19 protein-coding genes are annotated in these 23762 nt (G+C 66.7%); 11 read left to right on the top strand and 8 right to left on the bottom strand.

All coding sequences use genetic code 11. The features are described from left to right. Positions 1-125 precede the first annotated feature (125 nt). Positions 126-1061 (bottom strand): SAM-dependent methyltransferase, encoded by a 936-nt coding sequence (locus FHS74_RS04055; protein ID WP_246462907.1) that lies wholly within the window; start codon positions 1059-1061, stop codon positions 126-128. A gap of 128 nt (positions 1062-1189) precedes the next feature. Then, positions 1190-1834, bottom strand: coding sequence for a LuxR C-terminal-related transcriptional regulator (locus FHS74_RS04060; protein ID WP_184797709.1), 645 nt, complete (start codon positions 1832-1834; stop codon positions 1190-1192). Positions 1835-2370: 536 nt separating this feature from the next. Between FHS74_RS04060 and galU the strand changes: the two genes are divergently transcribed. The 4 genes from galU (at position 2371) to FHS74_RS04080 (ending at position 6808) form a co-directional block, all read left to right on the top strand. Further along, positions 2371-3246 carry a UTP--glucose-1-phosphate uridylyltransferase GalU gene (gene galU, locus FHS74_RS04065; RefSeq protein WP_184797711.1) on the top strand — a complete coding sequence of 292 codons (876 nt, stop codon included), beginning with the start codon at positions 2371-2373 and terminating at the stop codon, positions 3244-3246. Between the two features lie 247 nt (positions 3247-3493). Then, on the top strand, positions 3494-4825 hold the full coding sequence (locus tag FHS74_RS04070) for a UDP-glucose dehydrogenase family protein (protein ID WP_184797712.1): 1332 nt from the start codon (positions 3494-3496) through the stop codon (positions 4823-4825). A 29-nt stretch (positions 4826-4854) separates the two neighbouring features. Then, positions 4855-6246 (top strand): phosphoglucomutase/phosphomannomutase PgmG, encoded by a 1392-nt coding sequence (pgmG, locus tag FHS74_RS04075; protein WP_184797714.1) that lies wholly within the window; start codon positions 4855-4857, stop codon positions 6244-6246. Positions 6247-6376: 130 nt separating this feature from the next. Then, entirely contained in the window at positions 6377-6808 is a 432-nt protein-coding gene (locus FHS74_RS04080; protein ID WP_343066860.1) for a GNAT family N-acetyltransferase, read from the top strand. Between the two features lie 151 nt (positions 6809-6959). Here FHS74_RS04080 and FHS74_RS04085 read toward each other — a convergent pair whose 3' ends face one another. From FHS74_RS04085 to FHS74_RS30880, 4 genes are all read right to left on the bottom strand, one after another. Next, on the bottom strand, positions 6960-7316 hold the full coding sequence (locus FHS74_RS04085; protein ID WP_184797719.1) for a hypothetical protein: 357 nt from the start codon (positions 7314-7316) through the stop codon (positions 6960-6962). A gap of 22 nt (positions 7317-7338) precedes the next feature. Next, positions 7339-7776 carry a toxin-activating lysine-acyltransferase gene (locus FHS74_RS04090; RefSeq protein WP_184797721.1) on the bottom strand — a complete coding sequence of 146 codons (438 nt, stop codon included), beginning with the start codon at positions 7774-7776 and terminating at the stop codon, positions 7339-7341. 285 nt (positions 7777-8061) lie between these two features. Next, positions 8062-9015 (bottom strand): CPBP family intramembrane glutamic endopeptidase, encoded by a 954-nt coding sequence (locus FHS74_RS04095; protein ID WP_184797723.1) that lies wholly within the window; start codon positions 9013-9015, stop codon positions 8062-8064. Between the two features lie 15 nt (positions 9016-9030). Further along, positions 9031-10422, bottom strand: a complete 1392-nt coding sequence (locus tag FHS74_RS30880; RefSeq protein ID WP_184797725.1) for a D-alanyl-D-alanine carboxypeptidase family protein — start codon at positions 10420-10422, stop codon at positions 9031-9033. Positions 10423-10952: 530 nt separating this feature from the next. Between FHS74_RS30880 and FHS74_RS04105 the strand changes: the two genes are divergently transcribed. From FHS74_RS04105 to FHS74_RS04120, 4 genes are all read left to right on the top strand, one after another. Further along, positions 10953-11507 (top strand): phasin family protein, encoded by a 555-nt coding sequence (locus FHS74_RS04105; protein WP_184797727.1) that lies wholly within the window; start codon positions 10953-10955, stop codon positions 11505-11507. 266 nt (positions 11508-11773) lie between these two features. Further along, positions 11774-12118 carry an ATP-dependent Clp protease adapter ClpS gene (clpS, locus tag FHS74_RS04110; protein WP_040843733.1) on the top strand — a complete coding sequence of 115 codons (345 nt, stop codon included), beginning with the start codon at positions 11774-11776 and terminating at the stop codon, positions 12116-12118. A 5-nt stretch (positions 12119-12123) separates the two neighbouring features. Beyond that, positions 12124-14442: an ATP-dependent Clp protease ATP-binding subunit ClpA gene (gene clpA / locus FHS74_RS04115; RefSeq protein WP_184797729.1), complete on the top strand. Its 2319-nt coding sequence runs from the start codon at positions 12124-12126 to the stop codon at positions 14440-14442. A 103-nt stretch (positions 14443-14545) separates the two neighbouring features. After that, positions 14546-15271, top strand: coding sequence for an SGNH/GDSL hydrolase family protein (locus FHS74_RS04120; protein ID WP_184797731.1), 726 nt, complete (start codon positions 14546-14548; stop codon positions 15269-15271). A gap of 1 nt (position 15272) precedes the next feature. Here the strand turns inward: FHS74_RS04120 and FHS74_RS04125 are convergent, their stop codons facing one another. After that, positions 15273-15680 carry a response regulator gene (locus FHS74_RS04125; RefSeq protein ID WP_184797733.1) on the bottom strand — a complete coding sequence of 136 codons (408 nt, stop codon included), beginning with the start codon at positions 15678-15680 and terminating at the stop codon, positions 15273-15275. Between the two features lie 217 nt (positions 15681-15897). Between FHS74_RS04125 and FHS74_RS04130 the strand changes: the two genes are divergently transcribed. Both FHS74_RS04130 and FHS74_RS04135 read left to right on the top strand, forming a co-directional pair. Beyond that, positions 15898-19851 (top strand): two-component regulator propeller domain-containing protein, encoded by a 3954-nt coding sequence (locus FHS74_RS04130; protein WP_184797735.1) that lies wholly within the window; start codon positions 15898-15900, stop codon positions 19849-19851. Between the two features lie 150 nt (positions 19852-20001). Beyond that, a complete protein-coding gene (locus FHS74_RS04135) occupies positions 20002-21453 on the top strand; it encodes a M28 family peptidase (RefSeq protein ID WP_184797737.1) in 1452 nt (483 codons plus the stop codon). Between the two features lie 112 nt (positions 21454-21565). On the opposite strand, the gene FHS74_RS04140 is transcribed toward FHS74_RS04135, so the two are convergent. Beyond that, entirely contained in the window at positions 21566-22177 is a 612-nt protein-coding gene (locus FHS74_RS04140) for a helix-turn-helix transcriptional regulator (protein ID WP_211106095.1), read from the bottom strand. 127 nt (positions 22178-22304) lie between these two features. Between FHS74_RS04140 and FHS74_RS04145 the strand changes: the two genes are divergently transcribed. Continuing rightward, positions 22305-23753 carry an MFS transporter gene (locus FHS74_RS04145; protein WP_184797741.1) on the top strand — a complete coding sequence of 483 codons (1449 nt, stop codon included), beginning with the start codon at positions 22305-22307 and terminating at the stop codon, positions 23751-23753. The last annotated feature ends 9 nt before the right edge of the window (positions 23754-23762 follow it).

A 23762-nucleotide genomic window follows, 5' to 3' on the forward strand; every position in this document is an offset into this window, starting at 1 on the left:
CTGGTGAAACCAGCCTCTGGCATGATCCAGATTACGACCGATCCCCCATACGACCAGGACCGCCCCGCCAACCTTTTGCGCCCAGAGCGGGGCGGGCGCAAGGGCCTGCATCACAGCGAAAGTGGCTAAATCGCTGATGTTTCGGGTGCCAAATAGATCCAGGTCAACTCATGCTTGTTGTGCGACAGGTGCAGCAGGCGTGATCCGGGGATGGCGGCGAAGGCGCGGGCGCTGACATGGTCCGTCTCCCCCTGGAACTTGAGCGTGCAGATGAAATTGCGCGCGTGACCGCCATCCTTCCACTGCCGCACCAGACGCAGCAATCGTTCCGGATAGCAAATGACGTCGCTGCAGAGCCAGTCGATGGGGCGTTCCACGGGGCCGATTTCCGCCGGATCGAGGCCGAAGGCGCTTTCCCGGCGCACGGTCACACCCGGAAGACTGGCGATACGCGGGTCCAGCGGCGCCTTGTCGATGGCGGTGACCTCCGCGCCCAGGGATTGCAGCACCCAGGTCCAGCCCCCCGGGCAGGCGCCCAGGTCCAGGCAGCGGTCGCCCGGCCCGGGCATGCGGCCGGCCAGGGTCAGCGCCTCCCACAGCTTGAGGTAGGCGCGGTTGGGCGGCGTGGCCTTGTCCTCGACAAACGCCACCTCGCCATTCGCGAAGGCGCTGCTGCAGGCGCCGGAGGCCAGGATGGTGTGTTCGTCCAGCAAGGTCCAGGCGCCCAGGGGGGCGGTTGGGGCTGGGGCCGGGAAGACCAGGGGCTTGGCCGACACATGGGGCAACTGCTCCTGGATCAGACGGGAGCGGCGGTGGTGGCCATGTTCATACGCCGCCCAGTTGCGCTGGATGGCGCGCAAGGCGCGGGCGCCATCCTTGATGGACGCGATGGCGATGCGCCGGGGGGCCAGCCAGGTGTTGATGGACCAGGCGGCGGGCCGTGCCGGCGCCTGGGTGATCACCAGCCGTCCGTGGACCACGGCCGTCGGATCGTCCAATTCCTCCAGCAGGGGCTCCAGGAAGCCGTCGGCGGCCAGATAGGCGGCGCCCCCGGCGGACATGGCCTCGGGCGACTCGGCATTGTCAAAAGATCGCGCCCCGGGAGCTGCGCTCGCCGGGGCGTTGGTTCCATCCGGATGACCGGTCATGTCGGCACGTCGGGAAAGGGAGTAAAACGCGAACCGGGGTCTTAGGGCAGAATATCGGCCGATGCAATAACCGCCTGCGTGCGGTTGCGCACACCCAGTGACCGCATGACGGCGGTGACGTGGATTTTAACCGTCCCCTCCGACAAGCCCAGCTCATAGGCGATCTGCTTGTTGGATTTGCCTTCGCGCAGGCAGCGCAGGACGTCGCGCTGACGCTGGGTCAGGGACGGTGAATTGCCGCCGCCGCCGCCGGACGCCGAGGTGGTGGCGCTGCTCGGCGCCGTGGTGTCGCCGTGGATGGCGGCCGGGGGCACGTAGATGCCACCGGAAAACACCAGGTTCAGGGCGCTCAGCATGATCTTCACGCTGGAGGACTTCGGAATGTAGCCCGAGGCGCCAGCGTCCAGCGCCGCACGCACGTCCGACTGGCTTTCGGACGCGGAGATGATCACCACCGGCGTACCAGCCTGAATCTCGCAGATTTCCTGGATGCCGGCGAACCCCGGCCAGTTGGGCATCTGCAGGTCCAGCAGGATGAGGTCGAATTCCTGTTCGCCCTGCGCGTAGTCCAGCGCCTCGTTGAAGGTACCGGCCTCCGTGAAGGTGGCGTCGGCGCTCAGTTGCGTCAGCAGCCGGCATAGGCCTTCGCGGAACAGCAGGTGGTCATCACCGATCAGGATGTTCATGTCCGACTCTCGTTCAGAGGTAGTAGGGAACCAAGGTTGCCAGTGAACCCAGACGACTATGTTGTTTACCTGCGTACGCGCGCCGTCGGCAGCTTTATCATACACCCGGGGGCAGAAACCATCGGTGGCTGGATGAACAGTCCCGCTGCGGGAATATTGAAACGCGGACTTTAAGCTAAACTACTACAAACTCGGCCTGGCCCTGTCACCCTGATTTGACTTGGGTCGGTTGATTTAAGCAACGGATTTAGGCGCGATTGAGGCGAAAGTTATCGTTTGGGCAGGCGATTGATCCAACCAAAGGGCGCCGGGGCCCGACCATGGGCATAGGTATGGATATAGGCCGCCATCCCCAGGAATGGCGGTTTTTCTTGCCACGAAAGCGTCAGAAAGTCTCGTCAGCCTGATTGCGTGCCCTGTTACCGTTGTGGCAGAAGGGCCAGAATGCAGGGGGCTGCCCGGACTCGGGGGGCGACCCGCACACCAATTTCCAATAATCCCCCGATAATGCGGGGCTTGAACTCCAGGGGTCGGTCATGGTCAAGCGCGTACGTAAAGCTGTGTTTCCGGTTGCCGGTCTGGGCACGCGGTTCCTGCCGGCGACCAAGGCCATACCGAAGGAAATGCTGCCGCTGGCCGACAAGCCGTTGATCCAGCACGCGGTGGATGAGGCCAAGGCGGCCGGGATCGAGATGTTCTGTTTCGTCACCAGCCGGGGCAAGACCCCGCTGGAGGATCATTTCGACCTGAATTACGAACTGAACCAGACGCTCAAGAACCGGGGCAAGCTGGATATCCTCAAGATGATCGAGGACATCCAGATCGACAGCGGCAAGATCGCCTATGTCCGCCAGTCCGAGCCGCTGGGCCTGGGCCACGCCGTGTGGTGCGCGCGCGAATTCATTGGCGATGAGCCCTTCGCCGTGCTGCTGCCTGACGAACAGGTGCTGGGCGACCGGCCCTGCCTGGCGCAGATGATGGACGCCTATGCCCAGGTCGGCGGCAACCTGCTGTCGGTGTTCGAGGTCCCGCGCGAGCAGACCAACAAGTACGGCATCCTGGACATCGGCGCGGACGATGGTCGCCTGGCCGAGGTGAAGGGCCTGGTGGAAAAGCCGGACCCCGCGACCGCGCCGTCCACCCTGTCCATCCAGGGGCGCTACATCCTGCAGCCCGAGATCTTCCAGCACTTGGAGCGGTTCGAGAAGGGGGCCGGCGGCGAAATCCAACTGACCGACGCCATGGCCAAGCTGATCGGCCAGCAGCCCTTCCATGGTTTCCGCTTCGAAGGCAAGCGCTTCGATTGCGGCGACAAGCTGGGTTTCGTCTTGGCGAACGCGGCCTACGCCCTGGCGCGGCCCGACATGGCGGACAAGGTGCGCGCCGCCCTGAAGGAAATGCTCCAGGGGTGACGGGGCGGGCGGCCTGAACCGAGGCCGCGGACGCAACCGAGGGCTTGGGCTGCTTTTGCGGCTTCAATTAAAGTGGGAAGGACCCTAAAAGGTCACATGCGCGATACGATGGTGTCGCCTTAAATAAGGGGCGGTCCGGCGTAAATACCGGTGCCGCCCCTGATCCCGATGCCCTATCCATGTGGTGCGTCCACACGGACCATACCGGGCCCGGGACGCCGGGACGTCGTGACTATAGGGGATGGGTATGCGCATCGCGGTGATCGGAACGGGCTACGTCGGCTTGGTCTCTGGCGCCTGTTTTTCCGAATTCGGCGTGACCACGGTCTGCGTCGACAAGGATGCCGGCAAGATCGAGCGCCTGAACCGGGGTGAGATCCCGATCTTCGAGCCGGGCCTGGACGATCTGGTGGCCAAGAACGCCAAGGCGGGCCGCCTGTCCTTCACCACCGATCTCGCCAGCGCGGTCAAGGGCGTGGACGCCGTGTTCATCGCCGTCGGCACACCGTCGCGCCGGGGGGACGGCCATGCCGACCTGTCCTATGTCTATGCCGCCGCCCAGGAAGTGGCCCGCGCGTTGGACGCCGACCGCTACACGGTGATCGTGACCAAGTCGACCGTGCCGGTGGGCACCGGCCGCGAGGTGGCGCGCATCATCGGCGAAACCCGGCCGGGCCTGGAGTTCGACGTCTGCTCCAACCCCGAGTTCCTGCGCGAGGGGGCCGCCATTGGCGACTTCATGCGGCCGGACCGCGTGGTCATCGGCGCCGAATCGGAGCGGGCGCAGGCGGTGATGAAGGCGCTGTACCGCCCGCTGTACCTGATTGAGACGCCCATCGTCATGACCAGCCTGGAAACGTCGGAGCTGATCAAGTACGCGGCCAACACCTTCCTCGCCACCAAGATCACCTTCATCAACGAGGTGGCGGATCTGTGCGAGAAGGTGGGCGCCAACGTCCATGACGTGGCCAAGGGCATCGGCCTGGACGGTCGCATCGGCCGCAAGTTCCTGCACGCCGGGCCCGGCTATGGCGGGTCGTGCTTCCCCAAGGACACGCTGGCCCTGGCCCGCACCGCCGCCGACGTCGGCGCGCCGCTGCGCATCGTCGAGACGGTCATCGACATCAACGACAAGCGCAAGAAGGCCATGGCGATCCGCATCGTGGAGGCCGCCGGCGGCAGTGTCGAGGGCAAGCGCGTCGGCATCCTGGGCGTGACCTTCAAGCCCAACACCGATGACATGCGCGACGCGCCGTCCCTGGACATCATTCCGGAACTGCAACGTCTGGGCGCCATCGTCCAGGCCTACGATCCCGCCGGCATGCACGAGGCGGAGCGGATGTTGCCGGGGGTGTCCTGGTGCGCCGACGCCTATGCCGCCACCCAGGACGCGGATGTCCTGGCCATCCTCACGGAATGGAACGAGTTCCGCGCGCTGGACCTGGACCGGGTGCGCCGCTCCATGAAGACGCCGGTTCTGGTCGACCTCCGCAACGTCTACAATCCTGAAGACATGAGCGCCGCCGGTTTCCTCTACCGGTCCATTGGCCGGCCATCCGGCCGGTCGGCGCGCCAATAATTCCAAGCAGCAAGGGAGCAGGTGCAGTCATGACCGCTATTCATCGGTTCCACCCCACGGTGCTGCGCGAGTACGACATCCGCGGCGTCATCGGCAAGACCCTGGGCCCGGACGATGCCCGAGCCATCGGCCAAGGCTTCGGCACCATCGTGGTGCGGGCCGGCGGCACCCGCGTGGCCATCGGCTACGACGGCCGCCTGTCCTCGCCGGAGCTGGAGCAGGCCTGCGTCGAGGGCCTGATGTCCACCGGCCTGGAGGTGGTGCGCATCGGCCTCGGCCCCACGCCCATGCTCTACTTCACCGTACGGCACCTGGAACTGGACGCCGGCGTGATGATCACCGGCTCGCACAACCCGCCGGACTACAACGGCTTCAAGATGATGCTGGGCAAGGGCCCGGTCTATGGCGAGCAGATCCAGGAGATCGGCCGCCTGGTCCACGGCGGCGACCTGGAGACGGGCGTCGGCTCGTCCCGCCAGCTGGACGTCAGCGAGGATTACATCAGCCGCCTGGCCGGCGACTATGACGGCACCCGCGACCTGACCATCGTCTGGGATGCCGGCAACGGTGCGGTGGGCCACATCCTGCGCCGCCTGACCGACAAGCTGCCGGGCAAGCACATCCTGCTGTTCGAGGAGGTGGACGGCACCTTCCCCAACCACCATCCCGACCCGACGGTGCCGGAGAACCTGGAAGACCTGATCCACGCCGTGGCCGCCAACAAGGCGGACATCGGCATCGGCTTCGACGGCGACGGCGACCGCATCGGCGCCGTGGACGCGCAGGGCGGGATCGTCTGGGGCGACCAGCTGCTGGCCATCTACGCCGCCGACGTGCTGAAGACCCATCCCGGCGCCACCATCATCGCCGACGTCAAGTCCAGCCAGACGCTGTACGATGACATCGCCAAGAACGGCGGCAAGCCCCTGATGTGGAAGACCGGCCATAGCCTGCTGAAGGCCAAGATGGCCGAGACCGGCTCGCCCCTGGCCGGTGAGATGAGCGGCCACATCTTCTTCGCCGACAAGTATTACGGCTTCGACGACGCGCCCTACTGCGGCGTGCGCCTGGCCGGTCTGGTCAGCCGCAAGGGCAGCCTGGCCGAGCTGAAGTCTGTGCTGCCGCCGGTGTTCAACACCCCGGAAGTCCGCTTCCAGGTGGATGAGGAGCGCAAGTTCAAGGCGGTGGAGGAGATCGTGGCCCGCGCCAAGGCCCTGGCGGGCGACGGCATCGAGGTCAACGACATCGACGGCGTGCGGGTGAAGACGGTGGACGGCTGGTGGCTGCTGCGCGCGTCCAACACCCAGGACGTGCTGGTGGCCCGCGCCGAGGCCTTCAGCGAGGCCGGCCTGGAACGCCTGAAGGGCAGCATCCGCGACCAGCTGAGCCAGAGCGGCATCGCGGCGCCCGACGGCTTCTGAGTGGTGGCTTCCTGAGTTGGGGTGAACGGGCCGCGTCCTTTCGGGCGCGGCCCGTTGTCCGTTGGAGGGGCCGGTGCGTCTGAGCGTCTCTGTTGAAGATCCGTCTCAGCCTGAGATCAGGGACTTGCTGGTGCGCGGGGAGGCCTATTCCGCCAGCCTTTATCTGGCCGAGAGCAACCACCACCTGTCCATTGAGGACTTTCGGGCCGCCAATGTCCGCTTCCTGGTGGGACGTGATGCGGAGGGCCGCGCTGTCGCCACGGGGGCGGTGGTGCTGAACGGACGGTGGGCGGAACTGAAGGCCATGTGGGTGGTGCCTGCGGCGCGTGGGCGAGGGGCGTCCAAGACTTTGCTGGCGGCATTGGAGGCGCAGGCGCGGGGAGCCGGTGTCGAGACGCTTCGGCTGGAGACGGGGGTGTCGAACCATGAGGCCTTGGGGCTGTACGCCCGCGCCGGCTTTGTGCGTTGCGGTCCGTTCGCCGACTACCGCCTTGATCCCTTGAGCGTGTTCATGGGGAAGGCGTTTACGCCGATGCCGTTGAGCCATCACTTGAGTGAGTGAAGAGACGGCCGCGATCCGCTGGAGCGCGGCTTTTTCATAGGCGCCAGGCAGAGGATGGGTGTGTTAGGCCTAAATTTTAATTATCAAAAGAGAAAATATTTATGTGGGGTGTGTTTATTTAAGCATAGAAAATCATTCTATAAATGAATATCTATATTGATATAAAAACTCTTGATGCGTCTATTTCAATCTTCCTGAGGGGATAGAATCCATTAACACTTAGGTACTTTCTGAAATTCTCGAGAACGCCGCTCCAGTCAGAGAACCCCTCGTTCTGAAATCCATTCTCGTCTTGCCAAAACAATCTCTTTTCAAAAATGCAGGCGCCATATTTCTCGCTTTGTTTGTCTGAAAGCAAAATAGAAAACCAAGCAAGCATATTATTGGACGAGTATTTGTAAATGAATATGGTTTCACCGCTTCTTTCTTCATCCCTTACCGACCCCATGCATGAGATTGTGATTCCATTTTCTTTATCAATCTCTGAAAATTCCTCTGGCAGAGCCATTGCTATCTCCTAATTTATAGTTCTAATTCACGCAGCGCAATTCGTCTTTATTTTCGTTGCCGTTAAAATCGACCTGCTGCAGCTTGACTGTATTGCCCTTCAACACCGTCTTGCGCAAGTCGTCCGGTATGCGGGGAGCCAGGAGGCTTTCCGCCCTGGTGGTGGGAGCCGCCAGGGCGATAATCAAGCAACGGTCGTTGGTCTTCCAGTCAGCCACCTGGGGGCGGCCGCCCGTGGTCAGGCGAGCTTCCGCCTCTTTCGACCGGTAGGCCCAGGTGACGACGCCAATGGGTTGGGTGCCCTCACGATAGATGCGAACCTGCTCCGCCATCAGGGGTGACTGGGTCAACAACCAGACGATCCCGTTGTCCATATGGCTGACCGTGTGCGGAATCGCTGGCGGAGGCAAGGGACCGCTGTCGGTCGGGGCACCAGCATTGGTGGGGATGGGCACGATCACTGTGGGGTTCCCTTGTGGCTATAGTCTATCAGGATCCGGGCCACCGCTTCATCCTTGGATTGTGCCCCGCCCTTGGGCGTAGGGCGGGCCCAAGTCCAGCAAATAAGCGCAGCGCCGCCGGATAGCACCGCGCCGTGCAGCGGCACGATGTGGCGGGCCTACGTGCCCCATCGTCGGCGCCACCATGAACCGCATCGTCACCGTTTCCACCACGGCGGCGGACCAGCCTGCGAGGGCCAGGCGAACGCGTTCAGGAGCGGGAAAGCCTGTGGGGGTAGTAGTGGGTCATCCCGCCGTTGGCCGCCGCACCACCCACCTCCGCCGCACGCCCAGGTACCAGTAGAGGCCGCAGACCACGGCCATGGTGGCCAGGACCACCGCCACGTCCTCCACGCCTGCCGGTTTGCCCTCTGGGGCGCCGACGCCCAGCAGGGAGGGGAAGGGCGGGCCCAGCACGCCCATGACATAGATGGCGGTGAGGTTCTGGCCCAGATGGATGCCGATGGCGGCCTCAAGCCGGCCGGCCCGGGCCGTCACGGCGGACAGCAGCAGCGAGATGATGAAATAGAGCGCGCGTTGGTCCCACACCCCGTTGCTCCAGGACTGGGTGTGCAGGCCGGCGAACAGCACGGCCACGGGCAGGGCGGTGGCCCAGGCGTTGCCGGTCACGGCATAGAGCCCTTGGCTGATATAGCCGCGGAACAGCGCCTCTTCCGCCGTCACCTGCAGCAGCACCATCCAGGCCGTGGCGGCGGCGAAGGCCAGCACTTGGCGCCAGGGCTGGCCACCGGGGGCGAACGGCTCCCCATGGGCGACGTCGATCAGGCCGCCGATGGTGACGGTCGACAGCACCAGTCCACCCCATAGCAGGGCCGAGCGCAGCGCCAGCCCCACATCCAGGCCGGGCGTGGGGGAGAGGACGCTGCGCAGGGGCCGCCCGTGCAGCCAGCGCAAGGCCAGCATCAGGGGCAGCAGCGCGGCGGCCACGCTGCCCAGCATCAGCAGCAGGTCGACGATGGTGCGCAGCGCCTCACTGCGCTTCAGCGCTGGTTCCAGGCGCAGCCACTGCGGCGCCTTCACCAGCACGATGGCGATGGCGATGGCGCCCAGCACGACGATGGCGAGGCCGGCCAGGAAGGACCACCACGGCTCCCGCCGCTGGCGCGCCAGCGAGAGAAGCGATGCGGGGAGGGGGGATGCGGTGGCGATGGCGTCACCCCCCGTCGCTGATGGCGGCATGGGCAAGCGGGAAGATCAGCCGGCGCCGGGGGCGATGGCGATGCAGTCCTGGCCCTGACGCTTCAGCTGGGTGCAGGCGGCGCGGGCCGTCTTCTCACTCAATCCCGCCAGGCGGGCGCGGTAAAGGCGCGCGCCTGACGCTTGCACATCCGGGACGGCGGCGTTCAGCATGCCCTTCGCCTTTTGCGTGGCCCGGGCGATGGCGGCCTGGGTGGCGGCACGGTCGTTATAGGCGCCGACCTGGATGCTCCAGCCCGCCGGCACGGCCTTGGCCTTGGGCGCGGCGGCCACGGCCGGGGCGGCTTCCGCCGGGGCAGCCAGCAGGGTGTGGTCGGCCACGCTTTCCGCCGCCTTGCCGACGGCCTTGGCGGCCTTGCCGGCGGCGCTGGCCAGCCGGACGCCGGGGGTGGCCCTGGGCTGGGCCGGGCGCGGCGCCTCGTCGGCCTCATCCTCGTCGCCTTCCGACGCGCTGTTGTCGGTGGCGGTGTCGTTGCTGGCCACCTGCACGGCGGCGCGGCCGTTCGGCGCACGGATGGGCGCCTCGGCCGTCAGGAGGGCGCCGGGCTTGGTGTCGAAGGCTTCATCCAGCAGATCGGCCATGCGGTTGTCGCGCCAGACCGCGCTGCTGCCGCCCATGACCACGGCGATCAGGCGGCGGCCGTCATGCACGGCGGACCCCACCAGGTTGAAGCCCGAGGCGTTGATGAAGCCGGTCTTGATGCCATCCATGCCCGGGTAGCGGGACATGAGATGGTTGTGGTTGGCCATCGTCTCACCGTTGTAGGTGAAACTCTCCGTCTTGAAATAGGCGTACTGCTTGGCGTGGTCGTGGATCAGCGCCTGGGCCAGGCGGGCCAGGTCGCGCGCCGTCGTCTTCTGTCCGGCGTTGGGCAGGCCGGACGCGTTGCGGAAGGTGGTGCGGCTCATGCCCAAGGCGTGGGCCTTGGCGGTCATCAACTGGGCGAAGCGCGGCTCGCTGCCGCCCAAATTCTCCGCCACCGTCACCGCCACGTCGTTGGCCGATTTCGTGACCAGGGCCAGGATGGCGTCGCGCACCCGGATGGTTTCACCCGGGTCCAGGCCCAGCTTGCTGGGCGCCTGGGCCGAGGCATGGGCCGACACCTTGAAGGGCGTGTCCAGCGTGACCTTGCCGGCATCCAGCGCGTCGAACAGCAGGTACAGCGTCATCATCTTGGTCAGCGACGCCGGATAGTTCTGCGTGTCCGCGCCGGCGGAATGCAGCACTTGGCCGGTTTCGGCGTCGACCACGATGGCGGCGTATTTGGCGTGGGCGGCGACGGGGGTGAACGCCCAGCACGCAAGTAAAGCCAGCACGGCCCAGCGCGTGCGCCCGCCGCCCAGAAATATGCGCTTCCAATGGGTCACGGTGAACTGCCCCTCCGCCATGCCGCGTTGCCGACGATGATCAAAGTAAAGGCACGATGAATCGCTGTCCAGTATTGAAAATACGGTTAAGGGCGAGGACCCGTACGAGTGGGCCGCAACCAGCACTGGTGGTTTTACATGATCAGCCGGCGATCAAGGCGGGGTGCGCCGACCCGGTCGGCCTACCCCGCAGGGGCGTCCCGTTAATTCATATGATATATTGCATCGCAATATAAAATCACCCCTTTGGGGGCGGTGCTCCGACATTGTGGGCCTATTTGGCGCCGTTCCAAGCCGGTTCGGAGCGAATTACCCTGGTAGGCCGTCCCAAAAGTCCATGTGACGTTATTTTTGCGGTGCACAAAAGTAGGTTGACAAGCCGGCTCGCCGGGCCCAATTATGGGACCGTGCTGCGATGCAACATGGCGGTGCCGTTACGGGCCGCTTGCGCGCAGGCACGCCACCCGGCCGATGCCGGTTTGCCTGACCCGGGTACGGGCCGCATCGGGCGGCCGATGGATCATCAGAGATCATTGGAAGGAGCATTTATCATGACCACCACGAATACTGCCCCCACCACGACCACGCGCGCGAAGAAGGTTGTCGCCGACGCCACGGTCGAAACCACCGCCGCCGTCAAGGACGCCGCCGAGACCACCGTCGCCGCCGCCCAGGACGCCGTGACCAAGAATTATGAGCAGGCCGTCGCCTTGACCAAGGAGCAGGTCGAGAAGGCCAGCAAGAAGGCCTTCCAGGCGTACGAGGAGCTGACCTCCTTCAACAAGGAAACGGTCGACGCCCTCGTCCTTTCCTCCACCGTCCTGGCCAAGGGCCTGGAGAACCTCTCCAAGTCGTTCGTCGCCTACGCCCAGTCCTCGCTGGAAAGCAGCGTGTCGGCCACCAAGGCCCTGCTGGCGGTGAAGACCCTGCGCGAAGCGGTGGACCTGCAGTCCGAGTTCGCCAAGGCCAGCTTCGACACCCTGATCAGCGAGGCCACCAAGACCTCCGAGCTGTCGGTGAAGCTGGCCAACGAGGCGATCGAGCCGATCTCCGCCCGCGTCAACGCGGTGGTGACCAAGTTCGGCAAGCCGCGCCTGGCCGCGTGACCGGAGGGTTGGCCGCCCCCGGCGGCCAATTCCGGAGGGTGACGCCGGATTGTTATGGATGATGATGAACCCGGCGGCGCCCGAGCGGGCCCGCCGGGTTTTATTTTGCCCGGAGTCCGGGCCCGTCCCAGGCCGCCGCGTGGTGATTTCGGTGCGTTATTCGCGCCCCTGGCATGAATAAGATTACCAGGGGTCTTCCAACGGCCGCCCGCGATCTCATATTATTCCTGGGATCACCACCCCGAGAGACACGTACCTGGAAGGCCATGACGGAGTTCGACAGTCAGGGAAATGAGGGCGGCACTGGCGGCGACGGCACCAACACCGGTGTCGTGGTCAAGGCCAAACCCAAGACGAAAAAGCCCTCCATGTACAAGGTCTTGATGCTGAACGACGACTACACTCCCATGGAGTTCGTCGTTCACATCCTGGAGCGTTTCTTCTCGAAAAACCGGGAGGAGGCGACGCGGATCATGCTGCATGTCCACCGCCGCGGCGTGGGGGTGTGCGGCGTGTTCACCTACGAGGTGGCGGAAACGAAAGTCACCCAGGTGATGGATTTCGCGCGCCAGAACCAGCATCCTCTGCAATGCACCTTGGAGAAGGATTAGTAGGCATGCTCTCGCGTAATCTCGAGCAGACGCTGCACCGGGCCCTAGCTTACGCCAATGAGCGTCGGCATGAGTACGCGACCCTGGAACACCTTCTGCTGGCGCTGACCGAAGACCAGGATGCCCTGGCCGTGCTGCGCGCTTGTGGCGTGTCGGTGGATAAGCTGCGCGTGGAATTGGGCGAGTACCTGGACAACGAGTTGAGCAACCTCATCTCCAGCCGGTCCGAGGACGCGAAGCCCACCGCCGGGTTCCAGCGCGTCCTGCAGCGCGCCGCCATCCATGTGCAGAGTTCCGGCCGGGAAGAGGTGACGGGCGCCAATGTCCTGGTGGCCCTGTTCTCCGAGCGGGAAAGCCATGCCGTCTATTTCCTGCAGGAGCAGGAGATGACGCGCTTCGACGCCGTCAACTACATCTCCCACGGCATCGCCAAGTCCCCTGGCCGGTCTGAGAGCAAGCGCGTCAGCGGCTCCGAGGAGGAGCCGCCCGCCAGCGAGAAGGCGCCCAAGAAGGGCACTGAGGCCTTGGAGGCCTATTGCGTCAACCTCAACAAGAAGGCGCTCAGCGGCAAGATCGATCCCTTGATCGGCCGCGCGCAGGAGGTTGACCGCACCATCCAGATCCTCTGCCGCCGCTCCAAGAACAACCCGCTGTATGTCGGCGACCCGGGCGTGGGCAAGACCGCCATCGCCGAGGGCCTCGCCCGCCGCATCGTCCATGGCGAGGTGCCGGAGGTGCTGCAGAACGCCACCATCTTCGCGCTGGACATGGGCGCGCTGCTGGCCGGCACCCGCTATCGCGGCGATTTCGAGGAACGGCTGAAGAGCGTGCTGTCGGAGCTGGAGGCGGTCGAGGGCTCCGTCCTGTTCATCGACGAGATCCACACCGTCATCGGCGCCGGCGCCACCTCGGGCGGGGCCATGGACGCCAGCAACCTGCTGAAGCCGGCCCTGGCCAGTGGCGCCCTGCGCTGCATCGGCTCCACCACCTACAAGGAATACCGCAGCTACTTCGAGAAGGACCGCGCGCTGGTCCGACGCTTCCAGAAGATCGACGTCAACGAGCCCTCGCTGGACGACGCCGTCAAGATCCTGGAAGGGATCAAGAGCTACTACGAGAAGCACCACAACGTCCGCTACACCCGCGAGGCCATCCGCTCGGCGGTGGAGCTGTCGGCCAAGTACATCGGCGACCGCAAGCTGCCGGACAAGGCCATCGACATCATCGACGAGGTGGGGGCGGCGCAGATGCTGCTGCCCGTGGGCAAGCGCAAGAAGACCATCCAGGTCAAGGACGTGGAGGCGGTGGTGGCCAAGATCGCCCGCATCCCGCCGAAAAGCGTCAGCCGCGACGACCGCGAGGTGCTGCTGAACCTGGAACGCGACCTGAAGACCATGGTGTTCGGCCAGGACAAGGCCATCGACACCCTGGTCAGCGCCATCAAGCTGGCGCGGGCCGGCCTGCGCGATCCGGAAAAGCCCATCGGCAACTACCTGTTCTCCGGCCCGACCGGCGTGGGCAAGACCGAGGTGGCGCGCCAGTTGTCGCGCACCCTGGGCATCGAACTCACCCGCTTCGACATGTCGGAATACATGGAGCGGCACACGGTCAGCCGCCTGATCGGCGCGCCCCCGGGCTATGTCGGCTTCGACCAGGGTGGCCTGCTGACGGACGCCATCGACCAGCATCCGCACTGCGTGCTGCTGCTGGACGAGATCGAGAAGGCGCACCCGGATCTCTACAACATCCTGCTGCAGGTGATGGACCACGGCAAGCTGACCGACCATAACGGCAAGACGGTCGACTTCCGCAACGTCATCCTGATCATGACCACCAACGCCGGCGCGTCCGACTTGGCCAAGCCCGCCTTCGGCTTCGGTCGTGAAAAGCGGGCGGGTGAGGATGAGGAGGCGATCAATCGCCTGTTCACACCGGAATTCCGCAACCGCCTGGACGCCATCATCGGCTTCGCCGGACTGTCGCCGGAAATCATCGGTCGTGTGGTTGACAAGTTCGTCATGGAGTTGGAGGCGCAGCTGAGCGACCGCGGCGTCACCATCGAATTGACCGACGAAGCCCGCGAATGGCTGGTGACCAAGGGCTATGATCCGCTTTACGGCGCGCGCCCCCTGGGCCGCACCATCCAGGAATACATCAAGAAGCCCCTGGCCGAGGAACTGCTGTTCGGCAAGCTGGTGAAGGGTGGGGCCGTCCGTGTCACCGTCAAGGACGAGGCCCTGGCCTTCGACTATGTCGCCGGCGGCGTCACCCGCCCGGCCCAGCCGGAAAAGCCGGAGGAGAAGGTGCCGGAGCTGGTGAACTAAGCAGCCTCCACCGGCCAGTGCTCGAAACGAATGGGCCCCTGGACATCTCCCGGGGGCCCATTCTGTTTTGGGGGGAAACGTGAGGACGGGAAGGGGCGTTGGCATGCGGCGCGGGATGTGGCGGATGGTCGGCTGCGGCGTGGCAGCGGGCTTGGTGATGGGCACCGCGGGTGCGGAAGAGCTCGCGGCGCTCCGCCCCCACGCGGTCATCTTGTTCCAGGGCGATTCCATCACCGAGGGCGGCCGCCAGCCCGGCAATGACCTGAACCACACCATGGGGCAGGATTATGACTACATCATCGCCGCCGAGGTGGGCGCCCAGTACCCGGAACGCCGTCTGACCTTCCTCAACCGGGGCATCAGCGGCAACACGGTGACGGATCTGGCCGCGCGCTGGCAGGCCGACGTCATCGACCTGAAGCCCGACCTGCTCAGCATCCTGGTGGGGGTGAACGACACCTTCCACGGCAAGGGTGAAACCGTCGAGGATTACGCCCGGACCTACGAGCGGCTGATCCAGCAGACGCAGGCCCAACTGCCGGGCACCCGCATCATCCTGGGCCAGCCCTTCCTGCTGCCAGCGGGCGACTACCAGGCCGATTACCCGGCCAAGCGGGCGCAGGTCAAGCTGCGCCAGGCGGTGGTCGCCGATCTCGCCGCCAAATATCACCTGCCGCTGATCCGCTATCAGGAGGCGTTTGACGAGGCCTGCCGCAAGGCGCCGGCCGATCATTGGTCGTGGGACGGTATCCATCCCACCTACGCCGGCCATGGCCTGATGGCCCGCGAATGGCGCCGGGCGGTGGACGCCGCCTGGCCGCCCGGCTGACTCAGCCCATGCTGGTCAGGCGCTTGATCAGGGAGTCCAGGTCGTTCCACACCACGGGCTTGGCGACGTAGCCGGAGAACATGCCCGTGGTCAGGTGGTCGATGACGTCGGTTTCCGCCGTCATCAGGACCAGGGGCACGGGGCGGGCATGGCCGGTCGGCGCGGGCCGGGTGTGCAGGACGCTGGCCGCCTCCGCCCCGCCGACGCCCGGCATGTTCAGGTCCAGAAGCACCAGGTCGAAGGGCGTTTCGACCGCGGCATCGAACAGGGTTATGGCTTCCGCCCCGTCGGCGGCACCCGTGGCCTCATAGCCCAGGCGGCGCAACACGGCCAGGATCAGGTCCCGATTCACCCGGTTGTCTTCCGCGACCAGGATGCGGAGGGCGGGAGCGGTATCGGTCGCGGACATGTCTTGGACGCTCATCGATGGTCTGCCGGTTTGGGGGCGCAGTAGGCGCGCTGTCAGCTTGCGGCCTGTCTTGGCACCACAATAGGCCCGTTCCCCGCCGCCGCCCAGCCCCCTTTCCGCCGGACGGCCTACGCCGGATGGGGAGGATGTGTGCTGATTTTGTGGCGCGCCATCGGCTTTCCTATAAAATCCAAGATTGTTCGGACCACCCCTCCTGGTGACTCCGGCGATTGCCGTCACCCTGGTGGTTGTGCTGATGCGCGTGGTGTCCTTCCTTGTTGTGCTGTGGCTGGCGGCCCTCGGCCCCTTTGGCGGGTCCATCGGCGCGGCGCGGGCGGAATCCGCGCGCTGGCAGGCCTTGGGACAGACGGCGTTCGAACATATCGACCGCGGGCGGGGGTTGCCCAGCGACACCATCTTTTCCCTAGCGCAGGATCAGCGCGGTTTCGTCTGGATCGGCACCACCAACGGCCTCGCCCGTTTCGACGGCTATCACATGCGGGTGTTCCAACCGGATCCCGCCGTGCCGGGATCCCTGCCGGATGGCGTCATCCGCGCGCTGCATGTCGATCCCCTGGGCCGGTTGTGGGTGGGGACGCATGTGGGCGGACTGGCCCTCTATGACCCGGTGACGGAGCGGTTCCGCACCATCGCCCCCGGCCCGGCCGGGGTCAGCGCCGCGACGGTCTATGACATCAGTGACGACGGTAACGGGGGCGTTTGGGTGGCTACCCGTGGCGGCCTGGATCACCTGTCCGGCGACGGACGGGTGATGGAGCGGTTCCGTCATGGCGGTGTGGGATCCCAGGGTTCCGGGGCCGAGGCCAAGGCCAAGGGCGGCGACGCGGATGGCGACGCGCTGCCGCACAGCACGGTGTTCACCGTTCATCAGGACCGGTCGGGGGCGCTGTGGGCCGGTACGGCCAAGGGGCTGGTGATGCGGCCGGCGGGTGGCACCCGCTTCGCGCCGCCACCCGTCGCCAATCCCACCCCTGGCGCCGCCGCCCTGTTGGCCGACAGCGTCTGGCAGATCGAGGAAGGGGCCGATGGCCGCCTGTGGCTGGGGGGCGACCGCAGCGGCCTGGGCGTCTATGACCCGACGGACCAGTCGCTGACCGTCATCCAGCCCCAGGGGGAGGGGGAGCCGCCGCTGTCCGCTGTGACCATGCGGGGCGCGGTGGAGGTGCGCCCCGGAATCCTGTGGGTGGCCACGCTGGGCAATGGCATCGCCGAGGTGGATATCGCCCGGGGCGTCTACCACACCATCCGCCATGAGCCCGACATTCCCGCCACCCTGTCCAGCAACGCTCTGCGGGCCATCCTGAAAGACCGGTCCGGCCTGATCTGGACCGGCGGCGATTCCGGCCTGGACGTGCACAATCCGACCAACGCCGCCTTGGTCACCCTGTTCACCGGAAACGGCCGCCCGCCGCTGGGCGACCTGCCCGCGATCAAGAGCGTGGCGGTGGCGCCGCAGGGAACGCTGTGGCTGGGTGGCGACGGCGCGGTGGTGGCGTTCGATCCGGCCACGCGCCAGGTGCGCCGCATCCTGGCCGGCGGTCCGCAGGCCGACCCGGCCCACAGCCTGCCGCAACTGGACGTGCTGGCCATGGCCCGCCGCGTCGGCGGTGACGGCGCCCCGGGTCTGCTGTGGGCCGGCACGCCGCGCGGCCTCTATCGCGTGGGGGAGGCGACGGGCGCCGTTGAACGCGAGACCCTGCCCACCGCCAACCCTTATCCCTACATCTCCCGCGTGGTCACCGCCGGGCCGGTCACGTGGGTCGCCACCTTTTCAGGGCTGGTGCGGATCGACGCCGACGGCGCCAAAACGCTGTATCACCATGAGACGGCCAACGCCGGCAGTCTGGTGGACGACCGTATCATCGCCCTGGCGGTGGACCACACCGGCGCCGTGTGGGCGGGGACCGAGCATGGCCTGAACCGGCTGGATCCGACCACCGGCTCGGTCGAGCGGCTGGCCCATGACAAGAGCGATCCCGGCTCGCTGCCCCACGACTATATCAACAGCCTGGCGGAGGACGGCCAAGGCCGCCTGTGGGTGGGCACCGCCCAGGGCGGCATCGCCATCCTGGACGGGCGCGACAGCGGCGGCAAGCCGCGCTTCCGCGTGCTGGATCGGGAAAACGGCCTGCCCAGCCTGCGCATCAACAACCTGACCTTCGATGGCCAGGACCATGTCTGGGCCACCACGGCGGACGAACTGGTCCGTATCGACGTGGCCACGTTGGCCGTGCGCGTCCTGGGGTCGGCGGAGAACGCCCTGATCCGCCGCTATTGGGAGAACGCCTCGGCGGTGACGCCGGACGGCATGCTGCTGTTCGCGGGCGACGGCGGCATGACGGTGGTGTCGCCCAATGACATCACCGACTGGCGCTTTGCCCCGCCCCTGGCGGTGACGGACGTTCGCGTGGGCGGGCAGAGCGTGCCGCCCGCCGCCATCGACGGCGTGCCGCTGATCCTGCATCCCGGCGATCGTGGTTTCGAGGTGGAATTCACCGCCCTGGACTTCTCCGCCCCGGATCGCAACCGCTATGCGGTCATGCTGGAAGGCTTCGACGCCGGCTGGATGGAAAAGGACGCGCAGCGCCGCCGCGCCGTCTATACCAACCTGGCACCGGGCCGGTACCGCCTGCTGGTCCGGGGCAGCAACAAGGATGGACGGTGGAATCCCGAAACCCTGTCGCTGCCGGTGACGGTGCTGCCCGCCTGGTACCAGACATGGTGGTTCCGTATCCTGGCCGCTGCTACGGTCATCGGCGCCGTGGCGCTGTCGTTCTGGGGTAGGCTGGCCTGGCATCGCCGCCGTCAGCGGGAACTTGAGCAACTGGTGGACGCCCGCACGGCGGACCTGGCGGCATCGGCGGCCACCCTGCGCCGGGTGGGCGATGCCGGCCGCGACTTGTCAGCCTCCTTGGAGCGGGAAGCCATCTGCCGCGCCTTGCATGCCCATGTGGCGGAGCTTATGCCGGCCGCGTCCTTGCGCGTGGCGGTGTTCGGCGAGACCGAGGCCGCCCCCCTGACCCTCGTCTACGCGGGGGGCGTATCGGACGTGGTGGACGCGAGGCTGGGGCCGCTTCCGGCGGAGGACCCACTGTACCAGCGGGCCGTGGCGGGCGCGTCGACCAGCAGCAGCCCCGATGGCACGCTGCTGTACGCGCCCCTGCGCGTGGGGGGGCGTCGCCTGGGCGTGGTGGAGGTGCGCATCAGCCGGCCGGAGGCGGCCCTGCCCCGGCATGTCGAGGCGCTGCGTTCCATGGCCGCCTTCGCCGCGGTGGCCATCACCAACGCCGCCGCTTTCCGCGAGGTGGAGCAGGCGCGCGAGGAAACGGCGCAAACCCTGGCCAATCTGGAAAACGCCCTGACCCGCCTGGTGCAGCAGGAGAAACTGGCCTCGCTGGGCAATCTGGTGGCGGTGGTGGCGCATGAGATCAACACGCCGCTGGGCGTTTCGGTCACCATCGGCTCGCAGTTGCAAGGCGAGGTCGCCACGCTGGCCGGCGCCGTGGCGGAGAAACGCCTGCGCCGCGGCGACCTTGACGAATTCCTGACCCAGGCGCGGGACGAGTGCGAGATCTTGAACCGCAACCTGCGTCGCGCCGCTGACCTGGTGCAGAGCTTCAAGCAGCTTTCCGTCGACCAGGTCAGCGAGCGGGTCCGGGCCGTCGCCCTGACGGAATATTTGCGCGAAACCCTGGTGAGCCTGGAGCCGCTGCTCAAGGGCCACGGCGTGATGGCCACGGTGGAGGGCCCCCTGGGCCTGATCGTCCCCACCCGGCCGGGACAATTGGCCCAAGTGCTGACCAATTTGGTGCAGAATGCCGTGGTCCACGCCTTCGATGGCGTGGCGGCGCCGGCCATCCATATCGTGGTATCGCGTACGCCGGCGGGCCGCGCCGCCGTCACGGTGTCCGACAATGGGCGCGGCATGACGCCCGACCTGGCGGCCCAGGCGTTCGAACCCTTCTTCACCACCAAGCAGGGGGCCGGTGGATCGGGCCTGGGGCTGCACATCGTCCACAATCTGGTGACCGGGCCCTTGCGCGGCGAACTCACCCTGGACAGCCTGCCCGGAGCTGGCACGCGCATCCATATCGAGCTGGGCGCCTTTCAGCCCAGCGAGACGCCCCCGGTGCTGGAGCCCAGTCTTTAGAGGCGGCGGACCAAACCTCCAGCAATCCGATGTCATCGTGACAAGTGCGGGGTGGCGCTTCGGGGCCGTGCCATGGCAGTTTGCCTGCAATAGCGGGCCGGAATGGTGGCGGGGGCCTCCCGGAACGAGCCGATGATGGGAGAGGCGGGCGTGTTTGGATTGAAGAGCAAGACGGCGATGGCGTTGGGTATCCTGGGTGGGGGTATCCTGGGCGGCCTGCTGGCCACGGCGGCGCGGGCGGACAGTGGGGCGGCCACCATTCCCGCCTCGGCGCTGACCAGCGTCAAGGAGTTGCAGAAGCGGGCCTTGGCCGGCAGTGGCGCGTATGAGGTGGTGGAATCGCTCACCACCCAGGTGGGGCCGCGCCTGCCCGGTACCCCCAACGACGCGGCGGCCGTGGCCTGGGCGGTCAAGACCATGAAGGACATGGGCTTGCAGGACGTCCACACCGAGGCCGTGCCCATGCCGGGCTGGCGCCGGGGCCTGGAACGCGCCAGCATCATCGCCCCCTTGCCGCAGCCTGTGGCCGTGACGGCGCTGGGCGCCTCCGTCGGCACGGGACCGGAGGGGATCGAGGCCGAGGTGGTGCGCTTCGCCAACTTGGCGGATTTGAAGGCAACACCCGATGGCTCGCTGGCCGGCAAGATCGCCTATATCGCCTTGCCCATGGCCCGCACCCAGGACGGCAGCGGCTATGGCGAGGCGGTGGCCATGCGCCTGGGCGGCGCCGTGGTCGCGGCCAGGAAGGGCGCGGTCGCCGTGCTCATCCGCTCCGTCGGCACCGACGCCCACCGCACGCCCCATACCGGCATGATGCGGTATGAGGACGGGGTGCCCAAGATCCCGGCCGGCGCCGTGTCGACCATCGATGCCGGTCAGCTGGACCGCCTGTTGGCCCCGGGACCGGATAACAAGGGCCCGGTGAAGATGAAGCTGGTGCTGGACGTGGGGCCGCAGGATCCCATCACCACCTACAGCGTGGTGGGTGACCTGAAGGGCACGGAAAAGCCCGATGAGATCGTGCTGATGGGCGCGCATCTGGATAGCTGGGACCTGGGTACCGGCGCCATCGATGACGGCGCCGGCGTCGCCATCGCGCTCGCCTCCGCCAAGCTGATCAAGGGCCTGCCGGAAAAGCCGAAGCGCACCCTGCGCGTCGTGCTGTTCGCGGCGGAGGAGGAGGGCACCTATGGCGCCATCGCCTATGGCAAGGCGCACGCGGCGGAGGCCGGCCGCTATGTGCTGGGCACCGAGGCCGACCTCGGCATCGGGCCGGTGTGGCAGTTCAAGATGAAGGGCAACGCCAACGCGGCGGCGGCGCAGGCCGTCATCGCCAACGCTTTGCAGCCTTTGCGGGTGGTCCATGGCCGCGATGACGAAGAGGGGGAAAGCTCCGACCTCGGCCCCATGGCCAAGGCCGGCATGCCGGTGGCGGAACTATCGCTGGACGCCACCACCTATTTCGACATCCACCACACCGCCGAGGACACGCTGGAGCGGATCGACCGCCCCACCATCGACCAATCGACGGCGGCCTATGCCAGCGTGCTGTGGCTGGCCATGCAGGCCAGCGGCACCTTCCGTGAGCCGGCCGCCCACTGAGGCATGATGCGATCATCCATATGAGCGCCTGGAGTCTTTCAGGCCTTCACGGAAGTGCTGGAAAGACTCCAGGCCCCTGTGGCGTCCCGCGACGCCACTTCCTTGGCCGGCGCTACCCCTCTTCGACGATGCGATAGGCGCAGCGTCGCGCCCCTTGGGGGATGTGGTCGGTCCGCTCCACCCGGGCCCCCAGCGCCGCCCGGAAGGTTTCCAGCTCCGAGCGGCAGAACCCCGCGCAGGCCGTGGCCGCGGCACAGATCGGGCAGTGGTTTTCCACCAATGTCCAGCTTCCGTCCGCCTCCCGCCAGCAGTCGGCCATATACCCTTCCGCCGTGCGCAGGGCCGTCAGGCGATGGACGCGGCCAGCCAGATCGGGGGCGTCTGCCAGGCCGGCGCGATAGCGGGCCAAGACCTCCGCCTCGCGCGCCGCGATGACCCTGTCCAGGGCATCGGCGCCAAGGTGGGCAACGACGCTGGATAGCAGGGCCGTGGTCAGTGCCGCGTGGCCGTCAGGGAACCGGGCATGGCCTGCCGGCGTCAGGTGCCACAGCTGGCGGGGGCGTCCCCGGCCTGTCGCCTCCTCGCTCACGCTTTCCACCAATCCATCGCCCGCCATGCGCGACAGCTGCTGGCGCGCGGCCTCGCCGGTGATGCCCAGCGTCGTGGCCAGGGCGGCGGTCGCCTGGGGGCCATCCGTCTTAAGCAGCAGCAGCAGGCGAGTCATGGGGGACTGGCGCATAATATTCCAAGTTTACGCTTGCTTTAATCGGTGTGGAACCTATTTCCCAATTAATAACTTGGAAAAAATTATCCGACAGGTCAAGGATAAGCCCGCGAGGAAAATGTCCGCCATGTCCCCCCAATCATCCGCCGGCCGGTCGGCCAAGCCTGTTCCGGACCCGGTCGCGGCACAGCCCCCATCAGTCTTCCGCCTGTTCTCCCGCGCCCTTTTGCCCGGCACCCTGATGCTGGGGGGCGGCGTCACCCTGTTCGCGGTGGAGACCTACGTCACGGCCACGGTGGCGCCGTCCATCGTTCGCGACATCGGCGGGTTGGAACTGTTCGCCTGGGTCACCACCCTGTATGTCGCCGCCGCCGTGCTGGGATCGATGTTCGTCGCGTTGCGGCCCCGGGCGTTGGGCCTGCGCGGCGTCTATACCGTGGGCGCCCTGGTGTTCAGCGCCGGTAGCCTGATCTGCGCCTTGGCGCCCAGCATGGCCGTCGTATTGCTGGGCCGCGCGGTGCAGGGGCTGGGCGCCGGCATGCTGTCGGGCCTCGCCTATGCCTTCATCCGCCATGTCTATCCTGAACCGCTGTGGCGCAAGGCCTCCACTCTCTATGCCGCCATCTGGGGGGTGGCGACCTTCCTGGGGCCCACCGCGGGCGGGCTGTTCGCCGACGGTTCCAACTGGCGCCACGCCTTCTTCGTGCTGTTGCCGCCGGCGCTGTTGATGGCGGCTTTCGCCAGGCGCCTGCTGCCGGCCGTGCTGGACGATCGGGCGAAGGATCGCACACCACTGGCCCAAATCGGCTTGCTGCTGTCCGCCGTGCTGCTGGTCAGCACGGCCGGGACGGAAGCGCGCCCGGGCGTGAAGGCCTTGCTGCTGACGGCCTCCCTGGCGCTGACCACCGCCATGGTGGTGGTGGAACGGCGTGGTTCCACCCGGCTGCTGCCCTGCGGCGCCGTCCTGATCGGCCAGCCTATCGCCCGGCTATATCTCATCATGGCGGCGCTGATCGTCACGGTGTCGAGCGACGTTTACATCCCCTATTTCCTGCAAACCCTGCACGGTGTGCCGCCGTTGATGTCCGGGTATCTGGTGGCCCTGGTGGCGCTGGGATGGACGCTGACGGCCTTCTTCACCGGCACGCTCAGCGGGCGGCGCGCCGTGCTGGCCGTCACCGCCGGCTGCGTGCTGGAGGCTGGCGCCACGTTCGCCCTGGCGCCCCTGCTGGCGAATGGTGGCCCGTGGGATGGACTTGCGGTCATGGCGCCAGCCATCCTGGCCATGCTGTTGATGGGCGGTGGCGTCGGCCTGTGCTGGGCCCATTTGGTGGCCGGCGTGTTGAAATGGGCGGGAGAGGCGGAGCAGGACAAAGCGTCGGCCGCCATCGCCACGATGCAGTCGCTGGGCGGCGCCTTCGGGGCCGCGCTGGCCGGCGTCATCGCCAACGGTGCTGGCCTGGTCGACCCTGGTGGGATCGGCGGCGCCCAGTCGGCGGCGTACTGGCTTTACGGAGCGATGGCCGTGCCGGCGGTTCTGGCCGCCCTGGTGTCCCTGGTCCCCAACCGTGGCTGACGCGGCCGA

Source organism: Nitrospirillum iridis (assembly GCF_014205765.1).
Taxonomy (GTDB): domain Bacteria; phylum Pseudomonadota; class Alphaproteobacteria; order Azospirillales; family Azospirillaceae; genus Nitrospirillum; species Nitrospirillum iridis.

Excerpts from the sequence above, each read along its gene's own strand:
- FHS74_RS04095 (WP_184797723.1), bottom strand. The coding sequence starts at position 9,015 with ATGCCGCCATCAGCGACGGGGGGTGACGCCATCGCCACCGCATCCCCC.
- pgmG (WP_184797714.1), top strand. The coding sequence starts at position 4,855 with ATGACCGCTATTCATCGGTTCCACCCCACGGTGCTGCGCGAGTACGAC.
- FHS74_RS30880 (WP_184797725.1), bottom strand. The coding sequence starts at position 10,422 with ATGGCGGAGGGGCAGTTCACCGTGACCCATTGGAAGCGCATATTTCTG.
- galU (WP_184797711.1), top strand. The coding sequence starts at position 2,371 with ATGGTCAAGCGCGTACGTAAAGCTGTGTTTCCGGTTGCCGGTCTGGGC.
- FHS74_RS04140 (WP_211106095.1), bottom strand. The coding sequence starts at position 22,177 with ATGACTCGCCTGCTGCTGCTGCTTAAGACGGATGGCCCCCAGGCGACC.
- FHS74_RS04055 (WP_246462907.1), bottom strand. The coding sequence starts at position 1,061 with ATGTCCGCCGGGGGCGCCGCCTATCTGGCCGCCGACGGCTTCCTGGAG.
- FHS74_RS04105 (WP_184797727.1), top strand. The coding sequence starts at position 10,953 with ATGACCACCACGAATACTGCCCCCACCACGACCACGCGCGCGAAGAAG.
- FHS74_RS04125 (WP_184797733.1), bottom strand. The coding sequence starts at position 15,680 with ATGTCCGCGACCGATACCGCTCCCGCCCTCCGCATCCTGGTCGCGGAA.
- FHS74_RS04070 (WP_184797712.1), top strand. The coding sequence starts at position 3,494 with ATGCGCATCGCGGTGATCGGAACGGGCTACGTCGGCTTGGTCTCTGGC.
- FHS74_RS04085 (WP_184797719.1), bottom strand. The coding sequence starts at position 7,316 with ATGGCTCTGCCAGAGGAATTTTCAGAGATTGATAAAGAAAATGGAATC.
- FHS74_RS04120 (WP_184797731.1), top strand. The coding sequence starts at position 14,546 with ATGCGGCGCGGGATGTGGCGGATGGTCGGCTGCGGCGTGGCAGCGGGC.
- clpA (WP_184797729.1), top strand. The coding sequence starts at position 12,124 with ATGCTCTCGCGTAATCTCGAGCAGACGCTGCACCGGGCCCTAGCTTAC.
- FHS74_RS04060 (WP_184797709.1), bottom strand. The coding sequence starts at position 1,834 with ATGAACATCCTGATCGGTGATGACCACCTGCTGTTCCGCGAAGGCCTA.
- FHS74_RS04145 (WP_184797741.1), top strand. The coding sequence starts at position 22,305 with ATGTCCCCCCAATCATCCGCCGGCCGGTCGGCCAAGCCTGTTCCGGAC.
- clpS (WP_040843733.1), top strand. The coding sequence starts at position 11,774 with ATGACGGAGTTCGACAGTCAGGGAAATGAGGGCGGCACTGGCGGCGAC.